Genomic DNA, 17,763 nt, shown 5'->3' on the forward strand with positions numbered 1-17,763 from the left:
TGACGTTTTCGTTTTCGCATCTATGGTCGGGTCCGAGCTCGTTGTTCTCCGCTATCGCTTCGGCGTCCGCCGCGGGAATTCACGTTCCTACGTACCGCTCAGCGACCGCGTCGAATCCGCCGCGCAGATCCGGGTCCTAGTGCGTGACGACGAGACGTTCGGGCCGTACGCCAATCTCGTCTATCGCTTTGAAAATTGTTCCAGCAGTATCCGCGAACCCCGTATCGAAGCGCGTGGGTACAGCCCTCCTATCAGATAGACGCGGTATCGGCGCCCGTTGACGGTTCGGACCGTGATGTCGTGGACACCGTAAATACTCTTGAGAGGCCGAATGGCTCGTCCGATATAAACAGATAACGGCGGGACACGAGTATAACGATGACTGACTTGATTAGTGTGCCAGAGGCCGCTCTCGGGCTGTCGCCTCCAAAACAGCTATACTGTATGCTACTGTGTAACTAGTTATGGAACAGTTGAGTAAAGTCATCGTCGCGACGATTCTGCTTGACGTCGTTTTGCTGGGATTACTCCAGTTAGTCCATCTCCCGGGAGACCCGCGAATCTACAACTTCGTCGCGATACTCGTGATATCTCCGCTTCTCGCCTATCTCATCGTCTTCCGAGTGGAGCTCGGTCGATCGAGAGACGGGGATTCGGAGTCGTCTAGCTAACAAATCCGCCTCGTTCCGTTCGACCACCGCCTTAGCAGCAGGTTATGAGACCGTGTTTTGGAGTACTCGACCTTCGCGGTGGTACTGTCTTGTCGAACGGTCAACCGAGGGACAACGAATAAGTACCTTCGACGCGCGGTTCGCGTGTATGCAGGTAATCCATACTGCAATCTGGACTAGTGACCTCGATCGGATGACAGAGTTCTTCGAAGACGATATTGGGCTGGAACACAGTCACGACTTCGTCGGTAACGACGGTGTGACAAACTACTACGTTGGTGGCGACGAGGGAGCAACTATACAGCTCAAGCACGATCCCGACGAGAACAAAGAGATAGATCCGAGCGGAATCGCACACGTCGCGATTTCAGTCGACGACAGCAAGTCGCTGGCCGAGCGTCTCTCGAACCGCGACGACTGCCGAATCGTGGACGGACCGAAGGAAGTGAACGACGGTATCAGCGACAAACGCATCGCGTTCGTCGAGGGTCCCGACGGATACGTGTACGAACTCGAACAGACCCTCGAGTAACGACCGTTCCTCCCGTTTTCTGCCGCGACAGTGTACGTTGCTGTGGTCGCGCCATCACCAGGTTAGGCCGGAGTGATCCACCGATACTCACATCGGCGTCTATGCCAGTTACCCCGGACCTCCGGACGAATTTTCCCCTCGGAGCGGGCGCGTCTCGACGTCCCGCAGTCGAGAGCCAAAAAAGGCGTTTCGCGGCCTTCACCCAATGAGGGCGAAGTCCGCGTCGTGGCGGTACTCGAAGACGCGTTTCTCGATGGGTTTGATGATCCCGTACTCGATGGCCAGAATTACGATGATGAACAGCGACGCCCAAGCCCAGGCCTCCTCGAACCGATAGACCTGATAGGCCTGCATGAGCTTGTACCCGATTCCGCTGGAAGCCGCGAAGATTTCGGCGATCGTGACGATTTTCCAGGAGATTGCGAGTCCGAAGCGGAACGAGGAGAATAGGAAGGGCGCCGCGCTAGGAATGATGAGCCGGCGTAGCATCCGACCGCGCGAGATGTTGAACGACCGGGACATATCGATGAGTTCGGGCTCTAGGTTCTCGACGCCCTTCCAGACGTTGATCGCGACGTACGGGAAAGTCGTGAGGACGGTCGCGACGACCGGAGCCATGATTGAGAAGCCGTAAACGATAGTCGTAACGGCCGCCCAAGCGATCGCTGGAATCGAGAGACCGATGACCACGTACGGGGTGAAAAAGCGCTGGCTGTAGTTGTTTATCCCCATGAACACGCCAAGCGCAACACCGAGGAGTGACGAGCCGATGAAGCCCCAGAGAGTCCGGAGCAGCGTGGCTCTCAGGTTGGGCCAAGCGACGCCCGACTCGACGAGACCCCACGCGAGTTGGATTGTCTCGTACGGGTACGGCATCAGGTTGTTCGGGAAGACGGTTGCGAGCGCAAACCACGCTGCAAGGCCAAGGAGAAGCCCAAAGAAACGGGCGGTCCACGTATTCGACGCTATCACATCAACCGCCGGAAGTCTGCGATTTTTTATTGCCATGTTAGTTCTCGATGCTGTGGAATTTGTCAACGGCTTTCTGACGGAATTTGAGGAACTCGTCCGAGTCCAACCGACGCGGACGTTCGAGGGGGTTCTCCAGGTCCGCGTAGATTCGCCCCTTCCCGAGCATGAGGATGCGGTCACAGAGCTGGATAGCTTCCGTCATGTCGTGGGTGACGAAGAACACCGTCTTGTTGAGCTGTGACCAGATATCGAGCAATTCGTCTCGGAGGTTCTCGGCGGTGATTTCGTCCAAATTGCTGAACGGCTCGTCCATCAGGAGGACGCCGGGATCAGTGCTGAGTGCCCTGGCAATACCGACGCGCTGGCGCTGCCCGCCCGAGAGCTGTGTCGGATACTTGTCGTAATGGTCCGAGAGACCGACGAGGTCGAGGGACCGCTTCGCGACTTTGTCCGTGTAGTTCGGATTGTTCTCGTGGACGTACTCGATGTTGTCCACGCAGGTATTCCACGGAAGGAGCCGTGGATCCTGGAAGACGTGGCCGAGAGTGACGTCCTCTTCGCCACTCGGATACTCGAAGCGGACGCGGCCCGCGGTCGGTTCAAGGACGTCGCTGACGATGTTCAGCATCGTCGACTTCCCGCTCCCCGACTTCCCGAGCAGACATACGAAGGTACCCGGTTCAATGTCGATATTGATGTCCGAGAACACCTCTTCGGTCCCCTCAGCCGTGTCGAAGGTCTTTCCGAGGTTCTCGATATGGATGGATGCTGCGCCGCCCGATTCCTCTCCTGGTAACTGAAATGCTTCTTTGCTGTCGGATTTAGCCATGTCTGAACTCATTATGCTGCCCCCATCATGCTCATGCCGCTCTCCTGGCGCCAGTCGAACAGTCGCTTCTCGATCTGCTGGAGAATCCCGTATTCAACGACCAGAATCGTGATCGTGAACAGGGCCGTCCAGGTAAGCACTCCGACGAGGGAGAGGGCGTTGAGGTTAAGCTCGATCATATACCCGATACCATTCGACGCCGCCACGAGTTCCGCGAGCGTCGTGATCTTCCAACAGATCGCGAAGGAGTAGCGCGCGCCGGCGAACCACTCCGGAAGCACGCCTTGGAAGACGACTCGCCTGATCACCCGTTTGCGTGAGACGTCGAACGAACTCGACATCATGAGCAGGCGGTTGTCTATATTGTGGACGCCCTCGTAGACGTTCTGGGTCAAAAACGGGAACGCGATGACGGTCCCCGCGACCATCGGCGTGATGTCGCTGATGCCGAACCACATCGCGGCGAAGATGGCGGCGAACAGCGACGGCATAGCGAGTCCGATGGTGATGTAGTCCTGCAGCGCGTACTCCCAGAAGTCGGACATCCCCATCGCGATGCCGAGAGTAGTCCCGATAATCGTCGTCAGGATGAACCCGTAGATCACCCGCCGGATAGTCGCGGTGAAGTGGACGACCCAGTCACCGCTCATAAGCAGTGCGTACGTCGATTCTGCGATAATCAATGGCGAAGCGATGGTTTCGGTCATGTTTAGGCCGCGTGCGACGAGGGCCCATACCACCATCACGACGATTATCGACTCGATGAAGATGACCCGATTATCCGTATACAGGAACTCCGGGATCGCACCTGTAATTCGACCTTGTGCGTTTCTGGTACTCATATCTGTTTTTATTTAGTTGCGGTGATGAAGCGTTTCATATGCGATGCGTATAATAGTTTCGCCCATCCAGACCGGACCCAGCGACAGCGCTGGAAAGATGGGGAGAGTTATTCCACCGGCAGCTTGACCCACGAGAGCCGGTCCTGGTAACCGTCCGGAATAAAGCCGGCGTCCTGCGCAGTCGAGAGGAAGGCCTTGTCGGCCTCGACCTTGGTCTCGGTCCACGCGACATCCTGGTAGACGATCGGATACTCGTTCTCCATCGACATGTTGATTCCCCAGTCGGTGAGATACTGGGCCTGCTCCGTATTTTCGAGGTGGAGTAGTTCCAGATTCTCCTGCTGGTTCTGATTGATCTTCTCCATCGGATTGTTGAACAGCCACTCCATGCCGCGGGTCCACGTCTGGAGCAGCGCCGTACACGCTCCCTCGTTCTCTTCGATGAACTGCTGGTTCGTGGTGAGACTGTTCAGCAGCGGTACGCCGAAATCGTTCTCGTCAAGGATGTTCGCCGCGTTGAACAGCTCGACGAGCTTCGGTTTCCCGCTGTCGTCGAGCTGTCGAGCCACGCCGTGGACGGGCGAGGTCGAACCAGCCGCTAGGTCACCCTGAAGGACCAGTTGCGGGATGGCGCCGTAGTTTGCCGTCACCACGCTGAAGTCGCTCTTCCCTTCGCCGAAGTCGTAGCCGTCGTAGACCCGGTCCATGATCATCGCGTCTGGGGGCACGTGGCCGCCCGCCCACGAACCGATACCGACCTTTCCGCCACCGGAAGCGAGTTGTTCGATCGAATCCTGGGCACTGCCGCTGTTCTGCGGATCTAGTTCGCCGCCTTTCTCGACCCACCACCCCATGAAGTTCGGGGCGACGCGACCGAAGGAGGCCAGGTTCATGTCACGCTCAGCCGAGAGCCGCGCGGCCTCGAACGTGCTCATCGTGGTGAAGTCCGGACCCCCAGAGGCGAATAACGCAGCGCCCTCGAAGGTCTCCTGCAGATTCATCGTATAGCCGCGTTCGCTCATCTCCTCTTCTAGGATGCCCTCCTCGAGGACATGGTTCATCATCATTCCCTGGAAGCCTGTTCCGGGCATCACCATATTCACCTCGGTGAGGTCGTCGGAGGCGCTGCCGGTGCTTCCGCCACTATCCCCGCTCCCGTCGCCACTACTTCCGCCGCCGCTGCCGCCACCGTCGCCTCCGTCGCCGGAACAGCCCGCGAGCGCTACGACGCTGAAGGTCGTTGCCCCAGTGGTTTTCAGGAAGGACCTTCGAGATGGTTTCGAACTGCTCTGCTTGGCCGTGGAGCTTGTCTCATCACGATTTTTCATGTACTACAAGAGCGATTAACATGGGGGTGGGCTATAAAACTTACCCTGTTTGGGCCCCCTCCGAACAGATGTAGACCCGATATGTCCAAGACAACTGGTTGATAAAACACTTCTCACGTGTCACCGACGGGGGGAGGGCACAGGCCGGATGAGCTGCCCCTTTCCGACGTGAAGACCGGCCGTCCAGCCGACCTGGCGACGGCGCTCACTCCCATCGCTTGGAGAGGGCTCCCTGCAAGACACTGTAATCTCTCTCCCCATGGTCAGCGGACGCCGCGAACGTATACCGTTCGGCGACCGACGACGCGAGCGGTGCCGAGAAATCGGCGTCCTCCTTCATCGACAGCGCGTATTGCAAGTCCCCTCGAGCCCCGTCGACCGTGAAACCGGGCTCGTAGTCTCCATCGAGCGCCTTGGGCATCTTCGCGTCAGCGATGGCCGAGCTCGCTGCGCCGCTCCTCGTGATATCGAAGAAACGCCGAGCGTCTATCCCCATCTCTTCGATGAGGGCGGTCATCTCCGCTGCGATAGCGAAGTTCCCGTAGGTCATGACGTTGTTAGCGAGTTTGATCCGCTTAGCCGTCCCCACTCCCTCGACATGGTCGATTCGATTGCCGAGCGGTTTCAGAATAGGTCGTACACGTTCAAAAGCCGTCTCGCTGCAACCCGCAACGATAGTAAGGGTTGCGGCCGCTGCCTCGGATGGCGTGCCGATAACGGGGCAGTCGACGACTTCGTTACCCTTCGCTTCCGTCGCGATAATCTCGACGACAGACGCCTCGATGGTGCTCATCTCGACGAACATGGTTTCGTCGTCGACAGCGTGCAACAGCCCCCCGTCGCCGAAGTAGACGTCGTTTACTATATCCGATGTTGGTAAACTCGTCATCACGACGGTCACGCGATCGGCGACGTTCTGAATCGACATCCCGCGTTGAGCGCCCTTCTCGACTAACGCCTCCACGCGGTCGTCGTCGATATCGTATACGACGACGTCGTAGTCGTCCTCGAGCAGGTTCGTCGCCATTTCCGAGCCCATCCGACCGACGCCGATGAAGCCGATCGTTTCGGTCATTCACCGGTGTTCCAGAGACCAACGTAATAAAACTATCTCCCGATGGTGAGTCAGCACGCCGCAGTGTTTCTTCTCCTCGGCTCCCCGGGTTCAGCCTTCGACTAGTACCAGCTAACGCCACATCGCGCTTGCCACGGAATCGGTTTCCGTCTCTCTAGGATATCGCTCTCTCGCCCGAGTGATGCCTCGCTCGGCTTCACTCGGACATCGAGGTTACGACCGGGACGTCCGCAGAGAGAAGGACAGACTGGGTCGTCGACCCGAACAATGCCTTCCCGGTCGGCGTCCGTTTCCGGCCTCCGATCACCAGGTATTTCGCGTCGAGTTGGCCGCACTCGCTAAGAATCTGGTCCACGACGTCGCCACTTCGTCCTTTCACCGCCACACCCTCGACTGAGGAGACCTCGATCACTTTCTCAGCACGAGCGGCCGCTTCCTCTTCGGCTTCGTCGGCGTAGTAGTCAGATCCGCTCTGCCAGTTCTGCTTGAATTCCTTCGGCGTCATCACGTTCAGAACCACCAGTTCGATGCCGTAGGCGTCCGCGAGGTCCTTGCCAACTTCGACGACTGGAGCGTCCTTCGTTCCTTCAACTGCTGCGAGTATCATAATACGTCCGTATGCAGGTAACGGGATAAAGGTTCGGTGTGGGGTAGACGGATTGACGTCTACGAGCGATTCCACCAGATACAGCTGGTGGATCTTCCGGCTCAGACCAGCCGAGCTGACCTCCGTCGCTACGGACGAGTCGTCGGTAGCCGATAATCGACCGATTCCTCATCGTTCGATACGCTACGCGTTCTAAACGGTCGATATCTCCGGTCCGAGTGGCGTCTCTCATAGTAGATGTTAATTAATATAGAACGCGACTATCTCTCACTATCCAGGCGGTACCGTGATCGACGGAAGTGCGACAACGGAAATAACTAGAGTACAACTGTTATAAGCTGGAGAACGCGTACTATTGAGTGGTATTTGTGGATGAATTCTCATAGAATGCGTGGTCCTCTCTAACATGGGGCGAAACGATAGCGTATATCGCGTGATCTCTAGCTAATAACAATAATATACGACTTGTACATGGGTGTAAAATAATGCACGTACATATATTATTCACTCTATTCCAAGTTATAAATGGGCTCGTGAGTCCAATTACTATATCGAACGTACATTTGTTATCCACTCCTGGGAGCGTTGACAGAAGTATTCTATCCAATTGAATAACCGCGTTCGTTCATTTCTGTCCCTCAAACGGCTATGTAGAGAAATAGTCCCCACAATAGCGCTGGAATAGCTTCTAAGAGACGGGAAATTCTATCGGAGTCATTCTATACGGTTGAACCAAGTTCTCACTGTAGCCGACTGTCGATCTGAGACGCGATGGTCGAGACAGTTCTAACACATCAGTACCACTCATAATTATCAAAAATATAATAAAAGGGAGAACTATTATAACTATGCCTTTCGCATCGTTGCTTGGTTATGTCTGACAATGACCGGCTGTCCGACGATCGGCTCCGGACACACGATTTCATCTCCGAACCTCACGAGTACAATCCGAGAAGAATCTACAGCAAGAGTGCGACCGATCATCTCGGACAGGTAGATTTTAATCGCCTTCGGAAGGATCGGCTCGAGAAGACACGCGAACGGATGGAAGAGGAGGGACTCGGCGCCCTGCTTCTCTTCGCTGGTGAGAACATCCGATACGCGACCGGTTCCTATCAGGGGAACTGGAAGTACAACATCTTCATTCGGTACGCGGTCATCCCCCGCGACGGTGACCCGGTTCTCTTCGAAACCGTTGGAAGTGATCTGATCCGTTCGGAAATCGACCTCCCGTGGATCGACGACGTCCGGCCAGCGATGACCTGGCGCTGGGCCGAGGGCGCCGAGCCGATGATGGCAGAGAAGATGGCCGATAGCGTCGTGGAGGTACTCGAAGACCACGACGTCGCAGACGAGCCAATCGGTGTAGACGCGTACGACCAGACGGCCTACGAGGCGCTGCAGGACGCTGGGCTACAACTGGAGAACGCCTGGAACGTCATGAGCAAGGCGCGTGTCCGGAAGACTCCCGACGAGCTGGAACTGCTCAAGCTCTCAGCTTCCTACGGCGACGGTGCGATGTGGCGTGCGATGAACGAGTGGACCAAACCCGGAATTCCCGAAAAGGAAATCACGGCCAAGGTCAACGAGTACCTGTACTCGAGCGGGTTCGATCACGTCTACGACATTATCGTCGCGAGCGGGGGGCGCACGAACCCCTACGGACGGTGGGCGACCGACAAAATCCTCCGCCAAGGCGACTTGGTCATCTGTGACATCAACGCCGTCGGCCCCGGCGGGTACTTCATCGATTACGTCCGGACGTGGAAGGTCGACGCCGACCCAACGGACGAGGAAATCGCGCTCTACGAGCAGTGTTACGACCAGCTCTACCGGGCAATCGAACAGCTTCAGCCCGGAAACACCACCAAGGACGTCGCCGAGGAGTTCCGCGAATACGACGACGACGAGCACGGCAGCGTGAGCATCCAGCAGGCCGCTCACTCCATCGGCATCTCGCTGTACGAGGGCATGTGGATGTCGCGGGCGTACTCCCTCGATTATCCCGCCGATATCGAGGAGGGCATGTACTTCGCCATCGAGACGTTCGCGGGCCACGAGGACCTCGATCAGACCGTACGCTTGGAGGAAAACGTCATGGTAACCGATGAAGGGCCGGTCATCACGACGCTGTGTGAGCACCCGGACTACTTCACCGACCACTTCGATCACCGCGATTACGACTTCCTCCAAGATCAGCCCGGACACGGTCCGGCCTAACGCGTCAGGCCGGTCGCTGTCTCTCGACCCGCACCGCCGACTTTGGCATAAGCTATTTTAGATATCGTCGGTTACACAGATTCGTATGACGGTAAACATAGATCTGAGCGACGAAACTGTGCTCGTGACCGGGGCGGGGCGTGGCATCGGAGCCGAGATCGCTCGCACGTTCGCCCGTGCGGGTGCAAATGTCGTCTTGGCGGCGCGAACTGAGTCGGAACTCCGTTCGACCGCCGATGAACTCGAATCCGACTACGAAGTCGAGGCGCTCGCAGTACCGACCGATCTCACCGCCGTCGAAGAGATCGAAGCGCTGATAGAGCACAGCGTCGCCGAATTTGGGACGCCGACGGTCCTCGTGAACAACGCCGGGGCCAACATCAGCGGAAATCCAGTCGATCACACCCCCGACGAGATCGACACGATGCTCGACGTAAACATCCGGGGGCTGTTTCTGTTGACACAACGCTGGGCGGAGGCGTTCCGGGACTCTGACCGGCAAGCGGGGCGTATCGTCAACGTCTCCAGTATCGTCGCTGACCTCGGTGTCCCGGCGATGACCCTCTACGCAGGGACGAAGGCCGCGGTCCGTTCCATTACGCAGGGCTTCGCCGCAGAGCTGGCGAACGACGGGGTCACCGTCAACTCGGTTTCGCCCGGACTAACGCGAGTCGACAGGACGGAAGCGGTGATGGACGAACACGGGAACGACCTCTTTGAATACGACCGCATTCCCCTCGGTCGTGTAGGCGAGCCCCAAGATACCGCTAACGCGTGCCTCTTCTTCGCGTCAGACCTCGCCGATTACGTAACCGGTGTCGACCTCCTCGTCGATGGAGGGGTCGAGTTTACCGCTGGACTGTACAAATGAGTCGACTCGCTCGAATAGACGACCGCAGCGATTAACCCCTGGTGCCCGAGACGCCGCAGCGTTCGTCTCCCCGCCGCGAGGTCCCCGGCGAACCCTCACTTTTATTATATCGGGTATGGAAATACGGACGAGTCGTGGATGAAACCAGCACCATTTGAATTCGAATCACCGGCGACAGTACAGGAGGTGCTCGACCGTCTCGAAGAGGAGCCAGAGGCCGAGCTAATGGCTGGCAACCAGTCTCTCGGTATCGTCATGTCCAATCGCCTGGCCGCACCCGATCACATCATCGACCTCAATGAAGTCGACGAACTGGCCTTCGTAGAGGAAACCGATGAGGCGATCGAGGTCGGAGCGATGACGTGCCATCGAACAATAGAGCGGTCCGACCTCCTCGACCGAAAACTCTCAATGCTGTCGGAGGCCGCGGCACAGATCGCTGGACCCAGCGTCCGGAACCGAGGGACGGTAGGGGGAAGTATCGGCGAGGCCGATCCGGCCGGTAACTATCCGACAGCACTGTTGGCTCTCGATGCCACGATCACTATCCGATCCGTCGACGAGACGCGAGAAGTCCCGGTTTCAGATTACTTCATCGCGTATATGTTTACGGACCTCCGCGAGAACGAACTCATAGAACGAGTCACGATACCGACAGAGCCGTTTCCGCCCGAGCGGACCGGGATGACCTTCGAGGAACTCAAGCGAACGGGACAGACTTGGCCCACCGTCAGCGCGGCAGCTGTGATTCGGGTCGACGACCCTGCTGCGGAAGAGCCGCAGATCGAGGAGGCCCGCCTCGCGCTCGCTAACGTCGACGACGTCCCCCTTCGCGTCGAAGACGCCGAGGCCACGGTTGAGGGGGGGCCGCTTTCGGAGACTGCGCTATCGACGGCAACGGATATCGTCGTCGAGGCGTCGAATCCGGAAGGCGAAATGCATGCCGACGAGGAGTACAAAGAGGAAGCTGCGGGCGAGTACGCGCGGATCGCCCTTGAGACGGCCTTCGACCGCGCGACCCAATCACAATGATGGAATTTTCCGGAACACAAGAGCTGAGCGTATCGCCAGACGACGCGTGGCCGTACTTCACCGACACCGACGTGTTAGCCGAATGCGGTCCCGGCGTCAAGGAAATGCACCTACGTTCGCCGTCAGATATCGAGGCGGTCCTCGCGGTCGGCGTCGGAAGTGTCAAACCGACATTCGACGTCGATGTCGTAGTCACCGAGGCGGAAGAGCCCTCCCGGTTACGGATGAAAGCGACCGGCGACGCGACGCGAAACGCGTTCGAGGCGGTAGCCGAAATGGACTTGATGGAAAATGGGGATGGGACTTCTACTGTCGAATGGACCGCTACCGCGTCGGTTTCGGGACTGATTGCCAGCCTCGGGAAACGGGCGCTCGGTAGCGTCACCGACCGGCTCGTCAACGACTTCTTCGACGACCTCGAAGAGACGATCGAAGCTGGCGAAGGGGCCACGTCTGAACTTGAAGCCGCAGAGGATGAAAAAGCCGAACTAGACGCCTAAGGTTCTCCAAACCCGGCAGAGCACTGATAGCCGGGACGATAGCGTCTCTGGTCCCGGCAGCTGCAATTCGATGAACTACCGTCTTTTCGCGCGGCGGGTGCTCGCCTGTTCGTACGCTCTGTTATAGTGTACCACATCAAACCCGATCATGAGTATAGCCGGAAAAAGCGTGCGAGTGGTTGACGACGCCGACCTACTCGTCGACGTTGACCATCAGATCAAGCGCGTTTTCGCCGAGAACCGCGTCGCCGTCGGTTGCAGACGTGACGTCGGCGACTGTCTTCGCGTGGTCGCGGAGTTCCTCGGCCGACCGAGGTTCGTACGGCGCGTCCGTACCGAACAACACCTGTGAAGCCGGGAACTCCTCCAAGGTTGTCCGTAGCGGTGCGTGATATCCCCAGAAGCCGGAGCTGTCGAGGTAGACGCGGTCTTCGATGATACGCTTGAACTCGTCGAACGGCTTGACGTGTTCCTGACCAGGCCAACGACCGATATCGAGATGGAGGTGTGCGCGGCCGAGCATACTGGCGATGTTACCTCCGAGATGATGGAAGACGAGATTCAGGTCGGGCCTGTCTTCTAAGATTCCCTGATGTACGAGCTTGAAGATACTTTCCGAGAGTGCAGCTTCGCGGCCGAAGATAGCGTTCAGTCGGTACCGGTCGGTGAGGACGTCTACTTCCTCGTTGAGGGAGACGTCTATCTTCGGATGGATCAGGAGCGGCGCGTCGTGTTTCTCCGCGACGTCGAAGATGGGTTCTACTTCCTCGTCGTCGAGTTCGATCCCGTCGCTCATCGTCTCGATCGCACCGCCGTTGAACCCGTTCTCCAGACACCGTTCTAACTCGGCGGCGGCTTCCTCGCCGCCGGCGGGGGTGGGAATGGCTGCGAGCCCGTAGAACTCTTCGTAGTCGTCGACGATATCTCTGAGTACGTCGTTGGACTCGGCGACTGCATCGGCGTCGCCGTGGCCCATATACGCCGGCTGTGAGAGAACGACGCGGTCGATTCCTGCGTCTCGATATCGTTCCAGAACGAGATCCGGGTCGTTGTGAGCCGGACCGATAATCTCGTCAAGCGGTTCGATAAATTCGGGGACGATTCCCTCCGCGACTATGTGACCACCGAAGTCAACTATCGGTGAATCACGGGTCAGTCTATCAGGCATCAGCTATCTCATCACGCTTTTGTCTCTTATGTGTTTTGGAAGGGTGGACCAACATTTATAATGAATACCCCTCATTAACAGGACATGGCGGAGCTAATAGATCTTGCACAGGAGATTTACCACGACCAGCCCGTGTACCATACCCACCAACAGACAGTGATATGGACCGACACTTCTCACGAAGAGTCGCGACATATGTTCGAAAAAGAACTCGGCGAAGACCCGCCCTTTACTTTCGAAACACGAGCGCTGTTACTGTGTGACCACGGGCCGACACACGTAGACGCGCCAGCGCACTATCGAGAGGACGGCGACGATATCACGGAGATGCCTCTGGAGCAGTTCTACACGCCCGGGAAAGCGATCGAAGTGACCCATCGTGACGCAGGCGAGTATATCACCGTGTCCGACCTCGAAGAGGCGTGTTCCGACGCCGGGGTCAACGTCGAAGCGGGGGATACGTTGCTCATCCGGACCGGACACTACGACGAGACGTATCCCGACCCCGAGTACGCGGAGAACTACCCGGGACTCGACGAAGCAGCGACGCGATGGCTCGTCGAGCGAGAAATCGCGAACTTCGGAATCGACCAGCCGAGTCCCGACACGCCGGAAGACCTCACCTATCCCTGCCACACGGTCTGTAAAGAACACGACCTGCCCCACTTAGAGAACCTCCGCAATATCGATCAGGTCGTGGGCGAACCATTTACATTCGCGGCGTTCCCATTGGCAATTCGTAACGGAACAGGCTCACCGGTCAGACCGGTCGCAATCGTCAAACAGTGACGCCACACCAGACAGGTAAAACATGTCCACCACGTATCTCAAAGAAGCCGAAAGCGAATCGATCGATGTCAGCCAAGAGGTCACCGATACCGTCCGAGATATCCTCGACGAAGTTCGAAATCGAGGTGACGAGGCAGTTACGGACTTCACGCGGAAATTCGACGATGTCGACCTCGATAATTTCCGCGTGTCGGCCGAAGAGGTCGACGCCGCGGCCGACGAACTTGACGCGGGTGACCGGGAGGCGATCGAGAACACGGTCGCGAACGTCCGGGAATTCCACGAAGAGCAACGAGAGCACATCGAGTCGTTCGAAAAAGAGTTCAAATCGGGTATTACGATGGGCCAGCGTGTGTTACCGATCGAGACTGCCGGTGTCTACGTCCCTGGAGGACGTCACCCGTTAGTCGCCTCACCGGCGATGACGATCGTCCCGGCGGATGTCGCCGGAGTAGACCGCATCGTCGCGTGTGCACCGCCGCAGGACGACGGAATGGTACAGCCGGCACAGCTCTACGCGATGGATCAGGCCGGCGTCGACGAGGTCTACTGTATCGGCGGTGCGCAGGCCATCGGCTCGATGGCGTACGGAACCGAGACCGTTCCCGAGGTTGACGTCGTGGCTGGGCCAGGTAACGTCTTCACGACCGAGGCAAAGCGACAGGTGTACGGACACGTCGGCGTCGACTTCCTCGCCGGACCGACCGAAGTTCTCATAATCGCCGACGAAACCGCCGACGCAGAGCTCGTGGCGACCGATCTGCTCGCGCAAGCTGAACACGACCCCAATTCCCGGGCCACGTTCATCTCTCTCGACCGGGAGGTCGCGGAGGCGGTCGAGTCGGAACTCGAAGCGCAGTTCCCACAGATCGACACCGAAGAGACTGCACGGGAGTCCTGGGAGAACAACGGCGAGGTCGTCGTCGTCGACAGTAAGGACGACGCCATCGACCTCACGAACGAGTACGCGATGGAGCACGTCCAGATCATGACCGACGAACCCCGGTCGTACGTCGACGGCCTACGGAACTACGGATCCCTGTTCCTGGGTGAACACGCGCCAGTCGTCTTCGGTGACAAAGCCGTGGGGACGAACCACTGCCTGCCGACGCAGCGAGCCGCTCGATACAGTAGCGGTATCTGGGTCGGCACCTATCTGAAGACCCCGACACATCAGGAACTCACCGCCGAAGGCGCGGCGCAGATCGCCCCCTGGGCCGCGAAAATCTGTGAACTTGAAGGGACGCATGCTCACAAAATCTCCGCACAGAAGCGAGAGTCGTCACAGACCGAGACCGATGCACCGCCCGTTGACGATTGAGACCCGATACCCCACTAGATAATATATGTCAAGCGATATAAACACGGAATCGGAGCGGCCGAGTCGGAAAGATATCGAAATCACGGTGAACGGAGACACCGTCTCCACGGACGTCGAACCGCGTCTCAAGCTCTCGGACTTCCTCCGTCGGGAGGGGTTCAAGAGCGTCCGAGTCGGCTGCGAGCACGGCGCCTGTGGCGCCTGCACAGTGTTGGTCAACGGCGAACTGACCAAGTCGTGTCTGTCCTACGCGGTCCAGGCGGACGAGGCGGAGATCGAGACTGCTGAGGGTCTCGCGACGGACGGCGACCTCCACCCGATTCAAGAAGCGTTTCACGAGAAGGGCGCCCTCCAATGCGGGTTCTGCACGAGCGGCTTCATGATGGCGACGAAGGCCCTGCTGGAAGCGGAGCCGGACCCGGACGATTCGGATATCGAGCGGGCCTTGAGCGGGAACCTCTGTCGCTGTACCGGCTACGAATCGATATACCGCGCCGTCCACGAGGCGGCGGAGAATACGGAGTAACCCCACTGATGTCTGAATCGTCTCACGACGTCAGTCGGGATGCCTCGGCCGGTCAGGACGAGCGGTACACGGGGAAATCGGTCGCCCGTCTCGAAGACCGCGATATCCTCACGGGGAACGTCGACTACATCCACGACATCCAACCTCCGAACAGCTGCGAGATGGCACTCGTTCGGAGTCCGCACGCCCACGCCCATATCATGAGCATCGATACGGAGGCCGCCGAGTCCCATCCAGGTTGCCAGCTCGTCGTAACCGCGGCGGACCTGAAGGCGGGCTACGAGCCGATGCCGGGGCGCCTCGGGTTCTCCGAGTGGGTGTTAGCTGACGAGAAAGTCCGGTTCACCGGCGAGCCGGTCGCCGCCGTCATCGCGGATGACCGCTACGCGGCCGAGGACGCCGCCGAGGAGGTGGACGTCGAGTACGAAACGCTCGAGCCGACGGTCGAATCGAGCGACGCGACCGACGACAACGTGCTGGTCCACGAGGACCGCGGAACGAACATCGCGGACACCGAGGACCTGCGCTTCGGCGACGTGGACGAGGCGTTCGAGAACGCCGACCGCGTGTTCGAGGACGAGTTCTCTTGGGGGCGAATCTCCGGAGTCCCGCTCGAGACCGCCGGCGTCGTGGCGCGATACGAACCCGATACCGATTCCTTCCAGTTAGACTGCAACATGCAGTTGTACACGTTCAACGGAAACCTCATCTCCGAGGCGCTGGGGTACCCTGAAGACAGCGTCGAACTGCAGGTCCCCGAGAACATCGGCGGGAGCTACGGCACGAAGATCATGGCCGGCATCCGGTACTGCGTGATCGCAGCGGTGGCGAGTCACATGCTCGAACGGCCAGTCAAGTTCGTTGAGGACCGCATCGAGTACCTCCAGGGCGGTGACTCACACTCGTGCGAGCGGGAGTACGAGGTCCGCCTCGCGGTCGAGGACGACGAAATCACCGGCCTGGACATCTCGTTCGTAGACAATCTCGGCGCGTTCCCCCGATACCCGCTCCCGCAGACGGCGAAGCCACTCGCCGTCCTCACCACGTCCTACGAGATTCCCAACGTCAGATACGCCTACGAACTCGTCCTGTCCAACAAGGTCCCGCAGACGGCCTACCGAGGGTTCGGGGTCCAACAGCACAACTTCGCGCTGGAGATGATGGTCGGGAAGGCGGCTCGCGCGCTCGGGGAGGACCCCACGCAGTTCCGCTGGAAGAACCTCATCCAGCCCGAGCAGATGCCGTACAAACTTCCCTCGAAGAACGTCTACGACTCGGGGGATTACCCGGCGGCGCTGACCCGGATTGAGGATATCGTCGACGAGAACGAGCGGTGTGAGGGCGGACTCTTAGACCCTCGACGTCTCGAGGAACTTGCCGAGGACGGCATCTACCGCGGCGTCCAGCCGGCCGTCGTCTTGGAACCGTCTGTGGGCGTCATCGACTACGCCGACCGGTTCGAGATGACCGACGAGGAGATAGACGACTACAGCATCGACGACGTCGATTTCTTCCCCGAGTACCTCCGCGCGGACATCCACCCGGACGGGACGATAGAGGCCTACCTCGCGACCGGGTCGGCCGGGCAGGGACACCAGACCGTCGTCGCTCAGGTGCTCGCCGATGGCCTGGGGGTCACGCCGGACGACATCGAGGTGAGCTACCTGAACAGCGTGGACGCCCCGGACCAGTTCGGCGCCGCGGCCTCTCGCATGGGTGTGATGTTCTCCAGCACTGCCGAGAAGCTCAGCGAGGAGGTGATCAAGCGCGTCCGGGAGCGAGCGGCCGACGTGTGGGACTGCGACGCCGAGGAAGTGGCCTACCACGAGGGGGCGCTCCGGCACGTCGCCAGTGGCGAGAGCATCTCGCTCGCGGAGCTGGGCGCGGAGACCGGCGAGTCGATCCGAGCCGAGGCGGAGTACGCGAACCCCGCGCTCTCGATGGAGGAATTCGACGAGGCGTTCGAACAGAAACTCCCCAGTTACCCGGCTACGGCCTACACCGCCGACGCACCCATCGTGGAAGTCAACGCCAACACCGGCGAAGTAGAGGTGCTGAAGTACTACTCCGTACACGACTGTGGCACGGTCCTGAATCCCCAGATAGTGAACGGGCAAGTCGAAGGTGCGGTGGCACACGGTGTCGGGGCCGCGCTACTCGAAGAGTTCGGGTATGACGACGAGGGGCAGCCCTTGGCAGTGACGATGTTCGATTATCTCTTACCTTCGATAAAAGAGGTCCCGCGGATGGAGCTCGAACACCGCGAGACGCCGTCGCCGTTCACGACGACGGGAGCGAAAGGCGCCGGCGAAGGGGGGACTATCGCGGCGTCGGCGATGATTCCGGCGGCGATCAACGACGCTCTCGAACCGCTCGACGTCACGATCGATTCGGTCCCCGTTACGCCCGAACACATCCGAGATCAGATCCGCGAGGCCGGATCGGACGAGTAACCCGTACTCGCACGGTAGGTTTACAGA

Annotated in this window: 17 protein-coding genes; 10 read left to right on the forward strand and 7 right to left on the reverse strand. The window is 58.9% G+C overall.

Annotation, left to right across the window (positions count from 1 at the left end):
- The first annotated feature begins 464 nt into the window (after positions 1 to 464).
- Together G9465_RS23245 and G9465_RS23250 are read left to right on the forward strand one after the other, a co-directional pair.
- On the forward strand, positions 465 to 671 hold the full coding sequence (locus tag G9465_RS23245; RefSeq protein ID WP_166975299.1) for a hypothetical protein: 207 nt from the start codon (positions 465 to 467) through the stop codon (positions 669 to 671).
- Positions 672 to 819: 148 nt separating this feature from the next.
- Complete coding sequence (locus G9465_RS23250; protein ID WP_166975302.1) at positions 820 to 1,203, forward strand: VOC family protein; 384 nt, start codon at positions 820 to 822, stop codon at positions 1,201 to 1,203.
- Positions 1,204 to 1,401: 198 nt separating this feature from the next.
- Here G9465_RS23250 and G9465_RS23255 read toward each other — a convergent pair whose 3' ends face one another.
- The 6 genes from G9465_RS23255 to G9465_RS23280 all read right to left on the reverse strand — a co-directional run bounded on the left by G9465_RS23255 (position 1,402) and on the right by G9465_RS23280 (position 6,856).
- Positions 1,402 to 2,211, reverse strand: a complete 810-nt coding sequence (locus G9465_RS23255; protein ID WP_166975305.1) for an ABC transporter permease — start codon at positions 2,209 to 2,211, stop codon at positions 1,402 to 1,404.
- A gap of 1 nt (position 2,212) precedes the next feature.
- On the reverse strand, positions 2,213 to 3,016 hold the full coding sequence (locus G9465_RS23260; protein ID WP_166975308.1) for an ABC transporter ATP-binding protein: 804 nt from the start codon (positions 3,014 to 3,016) through the stop codon (positions 2,213 to 2,215).
- On the reverse strand, positions 3,016 to 3,846 hold the full coding sequence (locus G9465_RS23265; protein ID WP_166975311.1) for an ABC transporter permease: 831 nt from the start codon (positions 3,844 to 3,846) through the stop codon (positions 3,016 to 3,018). Before G9465_RS23265 ends, G9465_RS23260 begins: the two co-directional genes overlap by 1 nt.
- Before the next feature lie 107 nt (positions 3,847 to 3,953).
- Positions 3,954 to 4,937 carry a hypothetical protein gene (locus G9465_RS23270; protein WP_227015886.1) on the reverse strand — a complete coding sequence of 328 codons (984 nt, stop codon included), beginning with the start codon at positions 4,935 to 4,937 and terminating at the stop codon, positions 3,954 to 3,956.
- Positions 4,938 to 5,379: 442 nt separating this feature from the next.
- Positions 5,380 to 6,249: an NAD(P)-dependent oxidoreductase gene (locus tag G9465_RS23275; protein WP_166975317.1), complete on the reverse strand. Its 870-nt coding sequence runs from the start codon at positions 6,247 to 6,249 to the stop codon at positions 5,380 to 5,382.
- Positions 6,250 to 6,445: 196 nt separating this feature from the next.
- Entirely contained in the window at positions 6,446 to 6,856 is a 411-nt protein-coding gene (locus tag G9465_RS23280) for a universal stress protein (RefSeq protein ID WP_227015880.1), read from the reverse strand.
- Between the two features lie 873 nt (positions 6,857 to 7,729).
- Here G9465_RS23280 and G9465_RS23285 point away from each other — a divergent pair.
- The 4 genes from G9465_RS23285 (at position 7,730) to G9465_RS23300 (ending at position 11,479) form a co-directional block, all read left to right on the forward strand.
- Entirely contained in the window at positions 7,730 to 9,076 is a 1,347-nt protein-coding gene (locus G9465_RS23285; protein ID WP_166975320.1) for a Xaa-Pro peptidase family protein, read from the forward strand.
- An 85-nt stretch (positions 9,077 to 9,161) separates the two neighbouring features.
- Positions 9,162 to 9,947 carry an SDR family NAD(P)-dependent oxidoreductase gene (locus tag G9465_RS23290; protein ID WP_166975323.1) on the forward strand — a complete coding sequence of 262 codons (786 nt, stop codon included), beginning with the start codon at positions 9,162 to 9,164 and terminating at the stop codon, positions 9,945 to 9,947.
- 138 nt (positions 9,948 to 10,085) lie between these two features.
- The gene (locus tag G9465_RS23295; protein ID WP_166975326.1) at positions 10,086 to 10,979 is read left to right on the forward strand and encodes a xanthine dehydrogenase family protein subunit M; all 894 of its coding nucleotides are present in this window, start codon (positions 10,086 to 10,088) and stop codon (positions 10,977 to 10,979) included.
- Positions 10,979 to 11,479 carry a carbon monoxide dehydrogenase subunit G gene (locus G9465_RS23300; RefSeq protein ID WP_349674925.1) on the forward strand — a complete coding sequence of 167 codons (501 nt, stop codon included), beginning with the start codon at positions 10,979 to 10,981 and terminating at the stop codon, positions 11,477 to 11,479. The genes G9465_RS23295 and G9465_RS23300 overlap by 1 nt, the downstream gene beginning before the upstream one ends.
- Before the next feature lie 193 nt (positions 11,480 to 11,672).
- Here G9465_RS23300 and G9465_RS23305 read toward each other — a convergent pair whose 3' ends face one another.
- The gene (locus G9465_RS23305) at positions 11,673 to 12,647 is read right to left on the reverse strand and encodes an amidohydrolase family protein (RefSeq protein WP_166975332.1); all 975 of its coding nucleotides are present in this window, start codon (positions 12,645 to 12,647) and stop codon (positions 11,673 to 11,675) included.
- A gap of 84 nt (positions 12,648 to 12,731) precedes the next feature.
- Between G9465_RS23305 and G9465_RS23310 the strand changes: the two genes are divergently transcribed.
- Genes G9465_RS23310 through G9465_RS23325 form a run of 4 tightly spaced genes read left to right on the forward strand, consistent with a single transcriptional unit; the run spans position 12,732 to position 17,736 of the window.
- Positions 12,732 to 13,436, forward strand: coding sequence for a cyclase family protein (locus G9465_RS23310; protein WP_166975334.1), 705 nt, complete (start codon positions 12,732 to 12,734; stop codon positions 13,434 to 13,436).
- 22 nt (positions 13,437 to 13,458) lie between these two features.
- Positions 13,459 to 14,757 (forward strand): histidinol dehydrogenase, encoded by a 1,299-nt coding sequence (hisD, locus tag G9465_RS23315; protein ID WP_166975337.1) that lies wholly within the window; start codon positions 13,459 to 13,461, stop codon positions 14,755 to 14,757.
- Between the two features lie 25 nt (positions 14,758 to 14,782).
- Entirely contained in the window at positions 14,783 to 15,283 is a 501-nt protein-coding gene (locus tag G9465_RS23320) for a (2Fe-2S)-binding protein (RefSeq protein WP_166975340.1), read from the forward strand.
- 8 nt (positions 15,284 to 15,291) lie between these two features.
- The gene (locus G9465_RS23325) at positions 15,292 to 17,736 is read left to right on the forward strand and encodes a xanthine dehydrogenase family protein molybdopterin-binding subunit (protein ID WP_166975343.1); all 2,445 of its coding nucleotides are present in this window, start codon (positions 15,292 to 15,294) and stop codon (positions 17,734 to 17,736) included.
- The last annotated feature ends 27 nt before the right edge of the window (positions 17,737 to 17,763 follow it).

It is taken from the genome of Haloarcula sp. JP-L23 (genome assembly GCF_011602445.1).
In the GTDB taxonomy this organism is placed as follows: Archaea; Halobacteriota; Halobacteria; order Halobacteriales; family Haloarculaceae; genus Haloarcula; species Haloarcula pellucida.

Bases quoted from the DNA above. Each gene is read 5' to 3' on its own strand.
- G9465_RS23285 (WP_166975320.1), top strand. From the start codon at position 7,730: ATGTCTGACAATGACCGGCTGTCCGACGATCGGCTCCGGACACACGAT.
- G9465_RS23255 (WP_166975305.1), bottom strand. From the start codon at position 2,211: ATGGCAATAAAAAATCGCAGACTTCCGGCGGTTGATGTGATAGCGTCG.
- G9465_RS23300 (WP_349674925.1), top strand. From the start codon at position 10,979: ATGGAATTTTCCGGAACACAAGAGCTGAGCGTATCGCCAGACGACGCG.
- G9465_RS23295 (WP_166975326.1), top strand. From the start codon at position 10,086: ATGAAACCAGCACCATTTGAATTCGAATCACCGGCGACAGTACAGGAG.
- G9465_RS23320 (WP_166975340.1), top strand. From the start codon at position 14,783: ATGTCAAGCGATATAAACACGGAATCGGAGCGGCCGAGTCGGAAAGAT.
- G9465_RS23310 (WP_166975334.1), top strand. From the start codon at position 12,732: ATGGCGGAGCTAATAGATCTTGCACAGGAGATTTACCACGACCAGCCC.
- G9465_RS23280 (WP_227015880.1), bottom strand. From the start codon at position 6,856: ATGATACTCGCAGCAGTTGAAGGAACGAAGGACGCTCCAGTCGTCGAA.
- G9465_RS23270 (WP_227015886.1), bottom strand. From the start codon at position 4,937: ATGCCCGGAACAGGCTTCCAGGGAATGATGATGAACCATGTCCTCGAG.
- G9465_RS23245 (WP_166975299.1), top strand. From the start codon at position 465: ATGGAACAGTTGAGTAAAGTCATCGTCGCGACGATTCTGCTTGACGTC.
- G9465_RS23265 (WP_166975311.1), bottom strand. From the start codon at position 3,846: ATGAGTACCAGAAACGCACAAGGTCGAATTACAGGTGCGATCCCGGAG.
- G9465_RS23290 (WP_166975323.1), top strand. From the start codon at position 9,162: ATGACGGTAAACATAGATCTGAGCGACGAAACTGTGCTCGTGACCGGG.
- G9465_RS23305 (WP_166975332.1), bottom strand. From the start codon at position 12,647: ATGCCTGATAGACTGACCCGTGATTCACCGATAGTTGACTTCGGTGGT.
- G9465_RS23260 (WP_166975308.1), bottom strand. From the start codon at position 3,016: ATGAGTTCAGACATGGCTAAATCCGACAGCAAAGAAGCATTTCAGTTA.
- G9465_RS23275 (WP_166975317.1), bottom strand. From the start codon at position 6,249: ATGACCGAAACGATCGGCTTCATCGGCGTCGGTCGGATGGGCTCGGAA.
- hisD (WP_166975337.1), top strand. From the start codon at position 13,459: ATGTCCACCACGTATCTCAAAGAAGCCGAAAGCGAATCGATCGATGTC.
- G9465_RS23250 (WP_166975302.1), top strand. From the start codon at position 820: ATGCAGGTAATCCATACTGCAATCTGGACTAGTGACCTCGATCGGATG.
- G9465_RS23325 (WP_166975343.1), top strand. From the start codon at position 15,292: ATGTCTGAATCGTCTCACGACGTCAGTCGGGATGCCTCGGCCGGTCAG.